Genomic DNA, 13,165 nt, shown 5'->3' with positions numbered 1-13,165 from the left:
CGCTGGGGAACAGATTCGAGAGCGCGGCCAAAATCGACCGCGCGGACTCGGGGCGGAGAACACTCCGATTTTGGCTATTGTCTCATCTCGCAGTTGTTCCGCTATGACATTTTGCGCACAATAATTGAGATATTTCACGACCTTTCCTAAGCAACGATGCCGCTGCATTGCGATACTGTTTGCTGCGAAAGATTCAATGACTGAGTATTTTCCCCGATGCCACGACGAAGCGTAGCTCTGCTGATTGAAACCTCGAATTCGTACTCTCGCGGTGTGCTGGAGGGAATCACGCGGTACGTTCGTCATCATGAGCGATGGTCCATCTTTTTGCCCGAACAGGAACGAGGCGGCAGGCCACCTCAATGGCTTGGAAGGTGGAAAGGTGACGGCATCATCGCGAGAATCGAAACTGACGAAATTGCTGCCGCGTTGCGAAAGACGAAGTTGCCGGTCGTTGATGTGAGTGCGGCTCGGCACCTGCCGGATATTCCGTGGGTGGAAACCGACGACGATGCCATTGCCGAACTCGGTGTCAAGCATCTGCTCGATCGAGGCTTTCGGAACCTGGCCTATTGTGGCGATCCGGGATTCAACTGGTCGAACTGGCGGCGAGACAAGTTCCGATTGCTCATTGAGTCGGCCGGAGCCGCTGCCAACGTTTATGATTCCCTTTCTCGCAATGATCCGAAGTATTCGTGGAACCGTGAGAAACGAGGCTTGGCAAAGTGGCTAATAGGGCTGCCGCGCCCGATCGGGATCTTCGCCTGTTACGATATTCAAGCCCAGAAGGTGCTTGAAGTCTGCCGGGAACTGGGTATCGCAGTGCCGGAAGAAATCGCGGTGCTGGGAGTCGACAACGACCAGCTTCTTTGTGAACTTGCCGATCCGCCCTTATCCAGTGTCATTTGCAATACGCAACGGACGGGCTTCGAGGCAGCGGCATTGCTGGACCGCATGATGAATGGCGAACAGATTGATTCTGCCCCCATCCTCGTTGCCCCGCTGGGAATTCAAACCCGGCATTCCACCGATATTCTGGCCATCGACGATCCGGACATCGTTGTCGCCTTGCGATTCATTCGCGAACACGCGCTGGAGGGAATCAATGTGGCGGATGTCGTCCGGCGCGTGCCGTTGTCGCGACGAGTTTTGGAAAGTCGATTCACGAAGATCCTTGGCCGGTCACCGCACGAAGAACTGACTCGCCTGAAGCTCGAACGAATCAAAGAGTTGTTGAGTGAAACAGATCTCTCGTTGTCCGAAATAGCGAGGCGGACCGGCTTCGATCACGACGAATACATGTGCGTGTTCTTTCGCAAGTTGGAAGGCATGCCACCGGGTCACTTTCGACAACAGAATCGTTAAACGTAGATGTTGTCCGTTGGGGAAACTTCGCAGCGTGCATGGTATGATTGCCGGGAGAGATGCACGTCGTTTTCAAACCAAGAGGTCAAGCATGAACTCACCAAGCGAGAGCAGTTCACTCATTCGACGTAAGTTCATCCGTCTGTCCAGCGGGATCATCAGCGGTATGGCAATGCCGGGCCTCATGAGGCGTTCAGTTTTCGCCGAGGATCTGCGAGCGTAGCTAGATTAGGGACAGGCAATACACAGTTGCCTTCGGTCGTGGCTTGCGTACCATTACCGATCGTTCCGCTGCTCAAAACCGTGACGCTGATGTAGTTGATAAAGATGCGATCCCCTCGCACTTGCAACCAATCCTCACACGCATGGGCTTGGATGCCCATGCCTGGTGCGACGTCGTGCACTGATTTGGTCGGGTGCCCGAGCGAGCAGCGGGTAGCCCCGCACACCTCGCCGAGGAAGCCGGCCGTCGCGGTCAAGGTTGGAGTTGTGCCGGTGACAACCCACTCGGGATATCTTCGGCCTGACCCGCTCGGAAAACATCTCACTTTGATTCCATCCGGGGTCGTTGCTGCGCCGATACTGGAGAATCGGATCCGAATCAGCCCGGATGATCGGTGGTGGCACTCAGCGAAGATCGGATGGAAGCCAAATCGGCCCAAAACAAGCTGCAGCCCGGGTCGAAAAGTGGGTGACTTTCTTTTCTCCCGAAGGGCTGTGCTACTCGAACGACCACAGCGTTAAGCTTGTCTGATCCTTGATCAGGAGACCGTTCTTCAACAGCACTGGCGGTGCCCATGTGGGGCTATCGCCGACCTGGTAGCTGGCGACTTCTTCAAGAGCTTCCTCGGTGGCCTTGATCACCTGCAGTTGCCCATTGTCCAGCAAGGCGACAACGTGGTCCGGGATCGACAGGAACGCCACGTTATCTCCAGTTCGTCCCGGCCCCAGCCATAGCACTTCACCGGTCGCGGTGTCCAGGCAGAACAGTTGCCCCTTCTTGTAGTGCGAGAACCCAAACAGCAGGTCTCCGTTGATCACGGCGGTGCTCATGTCCAAGGCGACGTCCTTTTGGAACCAGCGTTCCTTCACCGACCACTTGCCGTCCTTTAGCTCTGGTTCCAGGCCATAGATGCCTCGATTCTCGCCGCCCAATAGAATCCGCCCGTTGTGCAACGTGGGCGTCGGCATGTTTTGGTTGCTGGTGTATTGCGGAAGGGGGAACTCCCACAGCGCCACGCCCGATTCACAGTCCACGCCCACGAGGGCACGATGGTTCCAATCAACGATCTGGCGGACCCCATGAATTTCGACAACCAACGGCGACGAATAGGAAGCGCCATCGTTGCCCTGGCTCCAAATTTCGTCGCCCGTTTTCACGTCCAACGCAATCAACGCTCCTTTGTCGTCATTGCCAAAGTGAGCGACCACGCGATCACCGTCAATAATGGGCGAAGTGGAGGCGCCCCAGTTAGGGTGATTCTTGGGGAAGCGTTGCCGGTAGTCACGACGCCACAGCAGGTCGCCCGACTCCGCGTCCCAGGCGGAAATCTCACCAAGGCTGCTCAGGGTGAAGATTCGGCCGTCGGCGATGATGGCCGATGACTTCGGGCCATCCCCATGCCGCTCGCCACCCGACGAGGCTTGGAAAGGAACCGCATGAGTCTGCTTCCAAATCTCCTTCCCCGTGGCCAGTTCCAGGCACTGCAATACTTCGTCATTTCCCTGGCGAGTGTGCTGATATACGCGATCATCGGTCACCAACGGAGACCCGTATCCCGTGCCAACATCCACCTGCCACAGCTTGGTTAGCGATTTCGGCCACTCAGCGGGCGGCTGAAAGTGATCGACCCAACCGTCGCGTTGCGGGCCGAGAAAGCCGGGCCAAGTCACGTCGCTGGCCGCCAGCAACGAGCCGTTTAGCATGGAAGAACCGAGCACCCATGCCAAAGCAATCCGAAATAGCGTGGCGTGGCGAGTCATTTTCACGTTTGATTTCCAGGATTTGGGGCAGCGCGATCGGGGGTGGATCCGGTACGGTTGTCGCACCCACCAAATGACCAAGGGGTCTCAGAGACCGCCATTGTGCAAGCTTCAACGCGTCGGGAAGAGAAGAGGAAGAGATTAGGAGAGAAGAGGGACAGGCAAGGAATAGTTGCCTTCGATCGCGGCTTGCGTACCATTGCCGATGGTTTCGCTGCTCAAAACCGTGACGCTGACGGAGGTGATGAAGATGCCCAGGCAAGCTCGCGGGGGAAGTGATCGATCCCAATGAGATTCAGATCCTCCACTGTATCGAGAGATGCGTCCGCAAGGCGTGGCCCTGTGGGACCGATCCCGTTGCGGGAGAGTGTTTCGAGCACCGCAGGGGCTGGATTCGCGACCGAATGGAGCTCCTCGCATCGGCGTTCGGTATCGATTGCCTGACGTTTTCGATCATGAGTAATCACCTGCACCTCGTCTTAAGAAGTCGCCCGGACGTCGTCGCGGCGTGGTCGGACGAGGAGGTCGCCCAGCGTTGGCTGCGACTGTTCCCCGCACGTCGCAACCCTGACGGCACCCCCGCCGTGCCCACGGCGGCGAAACTGAACGAGCTTAAAAGTGAGTGGCCCTCTTTTCAAAGTGGGTGGCTCTCTTTTCCTCTTTTCTTCTTCTTTTCCTGTTGCGGGAACTGATTCGGTTGCATCAGGCCGGCCAACTCCGAGTGACGATCGACCGTCGCTATCCACTGTGCGATCTCGCCGAAGCTCACCGACGAATCGAGGCGGGCGTGGATCGCGGCAAGGTCGTTGTTTTTCGTGACGCGGATTCCGAGGTTTAGAAGCGAGGAGGTACAGCCAATGCGTTTCGGGCGACTGCTACAATACAGCGGTCGGCCGTCACTGGAAAATTTCACCCCTCCTATCAGAATCCATCGATCAATGCGTCATTTCATTCTTTCTGTAGCCTGTTCGCTCTCGCTGTGCAACGTTGTCACCGCGGAGGACGTGACCATCACGCCCGATGTCGTTTACGGGCACAAGTTCGGATTGGCGACAACTTTTGACGTGTTCACGCCGACAGCCGAATCCAACGGCGCGGCGGTATTGTTCATGGTCAGTGGCGGTTGGTTTTCCAACTGGACGCCGCCGGAGCAAACGCAACACATGCTTCGCCCGCTAACCGACAAAGGGTTCACTGTATTCGCTGTTCGCCACGGCAGCAGCCCCAAGTTTTCGATTGCGGAAGCGGTCGCGGATGTTCAGCGAAGCGTGCGGTTCATCCGCGCGAACGCCGATCGTTTTCACATCGACCCAAATCGTATCGGAGTGTTTGGTATGAGTGCCGGTGGACATTTATCGTTGATGCTGGGAACAGCTTCGGACGAAGGCGACGCCGACGCGAAAGACCCCGTGGCGCGAACCAGCGATCGAGTCCAAGCGGTTGTGGCTTATGTCGCTCCGACAGACCTGCGAGTGATGGCGACCGACGCGCCGGACCGGTTGGCCGCCTACGACCGATTTCCGGCACTGGTCATCAATCGTGACGATGCCGCGAAAGATTCTCCCCTCCTGCACGTCACGTCCGACGATGCTCCGACGCTTCTACTTGCCGGAGTAAAGGATGACTTGGTACCCATTTTCCACAGCCGCAACATCCATTCCGCGTTCGAGAAAGCGAAAGTATCGACCAAAATAATCGAGTTTCCCGAAGCGGGTCACGGATTCGCAGGCAACGACGCAGAGCAGGCGACTCAAGCGATGGTCGCGTGGTTTGAGCAATACCTCGCCAAAAAATAACTAGGCTTATCGGTAGAATAGGGACAGGCAAGAAATACTGGATCATCCGACGGAAGCGTGCGCCGGAGGTTTTGGAGGATCGCCTCAAGTGTCCAATGATTGATTGGTGGGATTGAATTGCCAGCGTTCGACTGGGCCTGCCAGGAAATTAAACTGGGCCTGCCGGGAAACTAGACTGGGGCCTGCCAGGAAAAACGGAGCGAAGCTCTGCAGAGGTGCGGGCTGGGCAAGGGATATCCCGGTCGATGGTTCGCCAACGGTGTCTTTGAAAACAGATTGGATACCCGAGCGATGCCTTACAAAAACCTTCCACGGTACTCCCGCGCACCCTGCCGTCGGATGAGCCCGAATTTCCCCGTCGTCATTGTCGCCTCGCCACTGTCGCCTCGCCACTGTCGCCTCGCCACTGTCGCCTCGCCACTATCTCCAAACAGTGGCCCCCCACGCTCTGGCGAGTGTGGCTACGTCTGTTTTCTGCGGTTGAAGTGGAGGTCGTGAATCCGGAGGGCCGGCTATGACTCGCGTATGGGCGACATCGGATCGCGTGGGTTCCGCGAACTACTCGTTCAGCAAGGGGTGCTGGCGGCGAACGAGAGGAAACGCGACTGCCTGGCCGCCCTGACGATGCGATTCAAACACGGCACAAATCATCTCCACGGTCAGTGACGCCTCGGCGGCGTTACACAAGGGCTCCCGATTGTTCCTGACCGCGTCGACCAAATCTTCCGCGGCGACGTCGTGATGTTCCACTCGACGGATCCCCGCGGGGTCAGGCTCGCTGACACCAACGCCGCCACTGGTGATCGGCAGCCAGCCAAGCGGCGGATCGATCGAGGCAAAGGGATTGCCCGGCAGCAAAAATGCCAGCGGATTGCGATCGGCATAGATGGCGATCGTGCCTTCACTCCCGATCAGGCGCAGGCCGAATCCTTGATTCTGTGTTCCATCATTGGCGACCGAATCAAAAAACGCGACCACTCCGCTGTCGAGCAGATACCTCGCGTGCAGTTCATTTCCCACCATCGGCCCCAGCCCCTCACCACCGGGGCGAATGTCTGCGCTGGTCACTGGCCGGCCGTCTTGAAGCAGCACCGCCGAACATGAGCGGGGTGGACCGGCAAGCATGGTGATCATGTTCAACACGTGTGAGCCGAGAACCCAAAGATCTTCACAACCGCCGCGGCCGTCTCCTTTTCCCCGTCCACGAATTTCAAGCAACCGGCCAATACGACCGTCACGCAATAGCCCCGCAACGACCTCCAAGGTGGGATGGTATCGATTGCGGTGGGCGACCGCGATTCGCGTATGATGAGTCCGACAGGCAGCAATCACCTCATCGGCTTCGGCAGGAGTTCGGACGAACGGCTTTTCAACGTAGATCCCTTTCACGCCAGACTCGACGGCGGCCAAGATCATGTCTCGGTGTTGATCCGCGTGTCGCGGACACACCGCGACGATATCGGGTTGGACCTTTCGCAGCATCTCGCGATAGTCGGCGTATCCCGCTGCTGCTGGCAGTTTCAGCTTCGCTAGTTCTTTCGTTCTGCCAGCCTCGTTGTCATCGGCGACCGCGACAATCGATGTCCCAGGTAGCCGTTGCCACACGGTGTCCAAACCATGGCCATAATCGCCGCGCCCCGTGCTGCCAATGACCGCAACGGTCAGTGGACGTTGGTCTGCATCCGGCTGAGCCGCCAAGGCAGTCGCAGTGAGCCCCGATGCCAAGATGACAAATTTGCGACGATCCATTATCGTTTTTCTATCTGTTTAGGTTTTGGAATTGGATTTTCATCCGCTGCATTCGCGTGCCGCGGCCGTCGAAACGGCGTCGCAGGAAACGGGCGGCATTTTTGAGCGATTCATCTTAACCAACATCGCACCCTGGCATGTCCCCCAGTCACCGGCGAGTTAGATTTTTTGCTCAACCATGCATGCGGGCACCGCCCCACGCGGGCATCGCCCCATGGGGTTACCGCCGATCTCGCGGCCCGATGGGGGCGCGGTCCCGCGACGTTTTGCTCGATGACGGGAACGCGGGTGCTTCGTCGAAGAAATGGCCCTCCTTTTGCTCGAGGTCCACCGCACCGGAACTGGCAAGGTGCTCGACGACAGCGAGAAAAACTGCCAATCAAAAGGAAGGATCATCCGACGGAAGCGTGCGCCGGAGGTTTTGGAGGATCGCCTCAAGTGTCCAATGATTCATTGGTGGGATTGGATTGACAGCGTTAGACTGGGCCTGCTGGGATAATGAGACGGGGCCTGCCGGGAAATGAGATGGGGCCTGCCGGGAAAAACGGAGCGAAGCTCTGCAGAGGTGCGGGCTGGGCAAGGGATATCCCGGTCGATGGCACCCCAATGGTATCTTTGAAAACAGATTGGATACTGGAGCGATGCCTTCAAAAAACCGTCCACTGGACTCCCGCGCACCCTGCCGTCGGATGAGCCAAAATGAACGTGTTCTATCCCCTGGATTTCCCATGTCTTCGACACCCCTGATCCCTCGTTCCCTAGCGACCGCGACGTTCGCACTCCTCGTCGGAACGTCCTGGCTCGTGATGGCTGAGGATTTTTCGAAACGGGCGTCCTCGTTGGAGGCGTTGACCATACCGGCTCTCTCGGAAGGTCCACCGGCGGCGGGCAAGCGGGTGGCAATGACGGCCCCAGAGTACGTTGGGACCGACGTGAGGCACACGGTTTTCCTTCCGCCGCACTGGAAACCCGACAGCACGTGCCCCATCATCTTTGAGTACACGGGCAATTATTTCCCAAAGAGTGGTTCAACGGGTAGGCCGGAGGATGCCGCATTGGGGTACGGCCTATCCGGCGGACAGTACATCTGGGTCTCGCTGCCCTACATCAATTCCACGGGTACAGCGAACGAGGTGACGTGGTGGGGCGACGAGAAAGCAACCGTTGAGTACGCGAAGCAGAATGTCCCCCGAATCATCAAACAATTTGGTGCCCAGCCCGATGCTGTCCTGCTCTGCGGATTCTCGCGAGGTGCGATCGGCGTCAACTATCTGGGACTGCACGATGATGAAATCGCCTCACTGTGGACTGCCTTTATCACGCATGATCATTTCGACGGAGTGAAGGAATGGAGAACCCCGTGGGGGTCGCCGCTGGACACCTACCGGCACCACGCCGAGCAACGCATGGCGAGATTGGGCAACCGTCCCTACTGGGTCAGTCAAAACGGCAATGATCCAACGACAGAGCAGTTCGTTCGGTCTGTTCTTTCAGACTCACGCCAATTCCGGTTTGCCAATATCGACACCCAAGAGATCCTAGGCCGTTTCCCAAACGAAACCGCCAAGTCTGCTCACACCGATCGCTGGCTCCTCAAACCCAGCAAAGACCGCGACCAAGTTTGGCAGTGGCTCAATGAGGTTACCGGTAGCCCGCGGAAGGGCCGCGAACCAATCGTCGAAGATCACCTCGGGCCGGGAGCAGCGATGCAAGCAGAAAAAGACGAGAGCTCCGCGACGGTCTCCGGACTCGACTGACCGCCAAGGATTGCAACAGTTGGCGGCGCGAAGTGCGTGACGCTATACTGTCGCGTTCCATCCCCATTCCCCCCCCCTTCCTTGCAAAGAAGCCCCGCCCTATGAATTCGCCCCGCCTTTCAAAAACATTGGTGTCGCACTCGCGTCGCGCCGGTCTCGCTACCGTGGGATTGCTCGCCCTGGCCGCCACGGGGCTGGACCTTGGCCAGTCGCCTGCGAAGCAGATGCAGACCTACGCCAACGCCTACCTCGAAACGCTCGATCCAGCTCAACGACAAGCAACCATGCAGGAATTTGACTCGCCCACGCGAGTCGGCTGGCACTTTATCCCCAAGGATACCCGCAAGGGCTTGAAGCTGGAGAACATGAACGACGCGCAGCGCACCGCCGCACTGAGGTTGGTACGAGCGGCGCTCAGCGAAGCTGGATATCGCAAGGCCAACGAAATCATGTTGCTCGAAGAAGTGCTCAACGAACTCGAGAAGGGCAAGGGTGGCAACGAACGCAATCCACAGAAATATTTCGTCACGCTGTTTGGGACCCCAGGCAAGGCGGACGCGTCCGGTGACGACAGTGAAGCCAATCGCTGGGGGTTGAGTTTTGAAGGGCACCACCTGTCGCTCAATTTTGTTTGCCGCGGTAGCCAGATGCTCGACAGCACCCCCCAGTTTCTGGGAGCCAACCCAGCGGTCATCATGGCTAAAACCAACGTGACATTGGGCAAGGGCACGGCGGTACTGAGTCGCGAGGAGCAACTGGGCTTCAAATTGATCCAGTCTCTCAGCGATGAGCAGAAAGAAGTCGCCATGTTCGCGGAAGACGCGCCCGCGGATATCCGATTTGCAGGCGAAGCCCAACCCACACCGGGGCCTGCTCAGGGTATCGAATTCGGAAAGTTGGAGCCTGCCCAGCAAGCAGTCATGCGCGACCTCGTGTTGACCCATGTGAACGTGGTCGCCGAGGAAGTCGCCGCGGCACGACGTGACCAAATCCAATCCGATGGTTGGGATCAAGTGCGATTTGCATGGGCAGGAGCGACGAAACCTGGGATCGGCCACGCGTACCGCATCACCGGTAAACGATTTTTAATCGAGTTTAACAACACGCAGTCGGACCCCTCTGGCAACCCTGCGAATCACATTCACTGCATCTACCGTGACTTGACAGGCGACTTCGACCTGCCCGTTAAGTAGTCGAAAGATCGACCGTAACCACGTTCGCCAGAACGTGGATTCCACCGTCTGGCGACGGTGGCTACGGTTGGTGACGAGTGATTGGAAGTGTTAGCGACGAGTGATTGGAATGTGTCCGGAGACGGATGATTTGAAATCGCTTGGTGACGGGTCATTGGAAGCGTTTGACCATTTCTAGCAATCTCGTCGCGTCGATGGGTTTGCTGAGGTAATCGTTGCAGCCGGCTTCGAGGCACTCGTTCATATCGCCCTGCATCGCATCGGCGGTGAGTGCGATAATGGGGCCGAGGTAGCCGAGTTTCCGGATTTGCCGCGCGGTTTCGTAGCCGTCGAGGTTGGGCATTTGCATGTCGAGCAAAATCAAATCGGGATGTTTGCCGCTTCGCAAGCAGTCACGGAAGTAATTGACCGCGATTTGACCATCCTCACATTCGTCGACGCTCGCACCTGCTGCGGTGAGCAGTCGTTTGCTGAGAAATCGAATGTCGCGCCGGTCGTCGACGACGAGAACGAGACCGTTCAATCGTGTTGGTTCGCCCGCGTCTGCAGGCTCAGCAAGCGATTGAGCCGGCGTTTCGCGGGGGTATTCCGTCTGTTGGACATTGGCGAGGTCGCCCGTTGCGATACTGACAAAGAAGGTACTGCCCACGCCCACCGTGCTGCTGACGCGGATTTCGCCGCCGAGCATGGCGGCCAAACGTTGACTAATGGCCAGCCCCAAGCCGGTGCCACCGAACGTGCGACTGACGGTCGCGTCACCCTGCGAGAAGGGTTGGAACAGGCACCTCTGTTGGTGCAGCGTCATGCCGATCCCCGTGTCGTCGACTTCCACATGCAACACGGGCTGACACGCATCGAGACGCACGCGAATTTTCACGCGCCCTTCGCTGGTAAATTTAACGGCATTGCCGACCAGGTTAATCAGAATTTGCTTGAGTCGTATCGCGTCCGAAGTAATCGTGGTGGGGAGTTTGCCGTCGTACTCGACGGACAGTTCGAGGCCCCGTTCGGCAGCGCGGACCTCCATGATCCCTCGGACATCCTCGATAACCTGGCAGGGGTCAAATCGTTCGGATTCGATGTCCAGTTTTCCAGCTTCGATCTTTGACAGATCGAGAATATCGTTGACGATATCGAGCAGGTAAGCACCATTGCGACGGATCGTCTGCAGATACTGCTTGGCTTCATCATTGTCCATGAATTCCTGCAACAGATCGGCATAGCCCAAGATCGCCGTCATCGGTGTACGAATTTCGTGGCTCATATTCGCCAGAAATTCACTCTTGGATTTACTCGCTTCTGTCGCCAGACGCTCACTTTCACGAAGTCCGATGGCTTGCAACTGTTCTTCCGTAGAATCCCAATTCAGGCCGTGCATGCGAATGAGCTTCCCCGCGCCGTCTCGGACCACTTCACCGACCCCCTTCAGCCAGCGAATTTCGCCGTCTGGACGAACGACGCGAAACTCGCAATCGTATTCGTTTGATTCATGGATTGCCTGCTGCCACGTCGTCTTCACTTTTTCGATGTCGTCGCGATGCACGCATGCGAAAAACAGATCGACGTCGGGACGAGAGTCGCTGCTGATCCCCAGCAACTCATAGACTTCCGAGGTCCAGAAGGTGGCATGAGGGGTCCACTCCCACGCGGCCATGCCGCCGGCACTCAGGGCGAGCTCCAACCGAGACTTAGCGTCCGCCAGAGCGGTCACGTTGACGAACGTCACCACGATCCCATCATGGTCACCACTCGGCGAGTGATAGGGAATGATGCTGCGAATGTAGACCTGCCCCGACGTGGACGTGAGGGTGTCTTCGATCACCGCATCATCGGCAAGATCGTCGGGCAGCGACAAGGCGGGCAGCGGGTCGATTTCAGACGCAAAAATGGAGAGCGGTCGTCCGATATCGGAATCGTTCAAATCATAAATTGCCGTTACCGCGGGCGTGAAGCTGCGGATGCGCAGTTCGTTATCGAGAAAGATCGTCGCGATATGCGTGCTTCTCTGCAGGTACTGAATGTCGTTGTGACTACGTACGAGCATCTCGTTGCTGGTTCGTAATTCCTCTTTGGACGTTTCGAGTTCCCTATTGGCAGACTGCATTTCCACGTTCATCGAGAGCAGTTCGTCATTGGACGACTTCAATTCCTCGTTGGACGTTTCGAGTTTTTCAACGGTGCGTTCGAGAGCCGCGCGGGTGCGTTGCAGCTCGGATTCCAATTGTTCAATTACCTGGGCCGCCGAAGTTTGCACACCGCGGCGTGAGCGGTCCAAGGCCGTCGCCCGCTGTTGGTAAAGTCGCTGTTTGATGTGAATTGAACGAAACAGGTCTTGTTGGTAGCGGCGAGCGGCGGTTTCGGTTTCGTGCTGCTCGAGCAGATGGAGCACGTGGTTCCAGATTTCGGCTGCGATTTCCTCCGGTGGCAAGACATGATCGACGCACCCGAGCGCGGCGGCCGAGCGGGGCATCGCACGCTCGTCGATGGTGTGGGCACTCTGAGCAATGGTCATGCCTCCAGCGTCACGAACGGCACGCAGCCCGACGGTGCCCTCGGCCCCGGTTCCCGCCAGGACAACCGCGATGGCATGCTGGTTTTGCGACGTTGCCAAACTCGTCAAGAGATGGTCGATGGGAGCCGCCCGCCCAACGGCGGCAAGTTCGATCGCCGCGAGCCTGCCCTGACGTATCTCCAGCGCAAAGCCGGTTGCCGGCACATAAACGTGCCCAGCTTCGATGGTTATCTCCTCACCACCCGATAGCTCCCGCCACTTCACCAGGGTGCAGTCCGGCGGGTTGATGTGTTGCAGAGGCATCGACGCGGCGGGATCGGTATCGCATTTCAAAGAGCACGTGCGGTCACGATTCATCGCGAACACAATCGCGGGGGCCTCAGCAGGCGAACCGGCATAGGACACTTCTGCCGCGAGATCGTCAGCGAGTTGAGCGGCTAACTGCCAGCAATCGGGGCCTCCTCCAATGCCGACGATCAGGGGTTGCGTCGACGCCTGATCGGACATCGAGGAGGCCGGTCGGTTCGCGTCCATTAACTAACCGTCAGGAGCATGAAGCAGGAGAATGCCTACAGTGTAGCCGTTTTCGGCTTAACCAGGACTCGAATCGCCACTTTACTCCCGAGCCTCGATCGCGTGCCCCGCTCGGGTCGGCCACACCGACGTTGATGATCAGGGACGGTGTCATCGCTCAGAGAATAGGCCGTTTGCGGGCTGTCGATCGAGTCGCCGGTCGACCGGCGATACTGAGCCGAATGCCGTAAGGCATCGGGTGCCGCGTGTTACCCGGCCGCTCACGCGACTCGGCTC

At 57.9% G+C, this 13,165-nt stretch carries 10 protein-coding genes; 7 read left to right on the top strand and 3 right to left on the bottom strand.

Annotated elements, in window-relative coordinates:
• Nucleotides 1-216: 216 nt before the first annotated feature.
• Nucleotides 217-1,365, top strand: coding sequence for a XylR family transcriptional regulator (locus SH410x_RS09000; RefSeq protein ID WP_473676175.1), 1,149 nt, complete (start codon nt 217-219; stop codon nt 1,363-1,365).
• A gap of 720 nt (nt 1,366-2,085) precedes the next feature.
• Here the strand turns inward: SH410x_RS09000 and SH410x_RS08995 are convergent.
• Nucleotides 2,086-3,348, bottom strand: coding sequence for a PQQ-binding-like beta-propeller repeat protein (locus tag SH410x_RS08995; RefSeq protein ID WP_473677279.1), 1,263 nt, complete (start codon nt 3,346-3,348; stop codon nt 2,086-2,088).
• Nucleotides 3,349-3,623: 275 nt separating this feature from the next.
• Between SH410x_RS08995 and SH410x_RS08990 the strand changes: the two genes are divergently transcribed.
• The 3 genes from SH410x_RS08990 to SH410x_RS08980 all read left to right on the top strand — a co-directional run bounded on the left by SH410x_RS08990 (nt 3,624) and on the right by SH410x_RS08980 (nt 5,144).
• Complete coding sequence (locus SH410x_RS08990; RefSeq protein ID WP_473676174.1) at nt 3,624-4,040, top strand: hypothetical protein; 417 nt, start codon at nt 3,624-3,626, stop codon at nt 4,038-4,040.
• Nucleotides 4,028-4,186: a zinc-binding dehydrogenase gene (locus SH410x_RS08985; protein WP_473676173.1), complete on the top strand. Its 159-nt coding sequence runs from the start codon at nt 4,028-4,030 to the stop codon at nt 4,184-4,186. Before SH410x_RS08990 ends, SH410x_RS08985 begins: the two co-directional genes overlap by 13 nt.
• 100 nt (nt 4,187-4,286) lie before the next feature.
• Complete coding sequence (locus SH410x_RS08980) at nt 4,287-5,144, top strand: alpha/beta hydrolase family protein (protein ID WP_473676172.1); 858 nt, start codon at nt 4,287-4,289, stop codon at nt 5,142-5,144.
• Between the two features lie 558 nt (nt 5,145-5,702).
• Here the strand turns inward: SH410x_RS08980 and SH410x_RS08975 are convergent.
• Entirely contained in the window at nt 5,703-6,893 is a 1,191-nt protein-coding gene (locus SH410x_RS08975; RefSeq protein WP_473676171.1) for a Gfo/Idh/MocA family protein, read from the bottom strand.
• Nucleotides 6,894-6,918: 25 nt separating this feature from the next.
• On the opposite strand from SH410x_RS08975, the gene SH410x_RS08970 reads away from it, so the two are divergent.
• The 3 genes from SH410x_RS08970 to SH410x_RS08960 all read left to right on the top strand — a co-directional run bounded on the left by SH410x_RS08970 (nt 6,919) and on the right by SH410x_RS08960 (nt 9,843).
• Nucleotides 6,919-7,056, top strand: a complete 138-nt coding sequence (locus SH410x_RS08970; RefSeq protein ID WP_473676170.1) for a hypothetical protein — start codon at nt 6,919-6,921, stop codon at nt 7,054-7,056.
• Nucleotides 7,057-7,621: 565 nt separating this feature from the next.
• The gene (locus SH410x_RS08965; RefSeq protein WP_473676169.1) at nt 7,622-8,650 is read left to right on the top strand and encodes a hypothetical protein; all 1,029 of its coding nucleotides are present in this window, start codon (nt 7,622-7,624) and stop codon (nt 8,648-8,650) included.
• 101 nt (nt 8,651-8,751) lie between these two features.
• Complete coding sequence (locus tag SH410x_RS08960) at nt 8,752-9,843, top strand: DUF3500 domain-containing protein (protein WP_473676168.1); 1,092 nt, start codon at nt 8,752-8,754, stop codon at nt 9,841-9,843.
• Nucleotides 9,844-9,994: 151 nt separating this feature from the next.
• On the opposite strand, the gene SH410x_RS08955 is transcribed toward SH410x_RS08960, so the two are convergent.
• Nucleotides 9,995-12,889, bottom strand: coding sequence for a response regulator (locus SH410x_RS08955; RefSeq protein ID WP_473676167.1), 2,895 nt, complete (start codon nt 12,887-12,889; stop codon nt 9,995-9,997).
• Nucleotides 12,890-13,165 lie beyond the last annotated feature (276 nt).

Source organism: Rhodopirellula sp. SH410 (assembly GCF_055811895.1).
This window is presented reverse-complemented; position numbering and strand designations above follow the sequence as displayed.

Coding starts and splice junctions, on each gene's coding strand:
- SH410x_RS09000 (WP_473676175.1), top strand. CDS start 217: ATGCCACGACGAAGCGTAGCTCTGCTGATTGAAACCTCGAATTCGTAC.
- SH410x_RS08995 (WP_473677279.1), bottom strand. CDS start 3,348: ATGACTCGCCACGCCACGCTATTTCGGATTGCTTTGGCATGGGTGCTC.
- SH410x_RS08980 (WP_473676172.1), top strand. CDS start 4,287: ATGCGTCATTTCATTCTTTCTGTAGCCTGTTCGCTCTCGCTGTGCAAC.
- SH410x_RS08975 (WP_473676171.1), bottom strand. CDS start 6,893: ATGGATCGTCGCAAATTTGTCATCTTGGCATCGGGGCTCACTGCGACT.
- SH410x_RS08965 (WP_473676169.1), top strand. CDS start 7,622: ATGTCTTCGACACCCCTGATCCCTCGTTCCCTAGCGACCGCGACGTTC.
- SH410x_RS08960 (WP_473676168.1), top strand. CDS start 8,752: ATGAATTCGCCCCGCCTTTCAAAAACATTGGTGTCGCACTCGCGTCGC.
- SH410x_RS08955 (WP_473676167.1), bottom strand. CDS start 12,889: ATGGACGCGAACCGACCGGCCTCCTCGATGTCCGATCAGGCGTCGACG.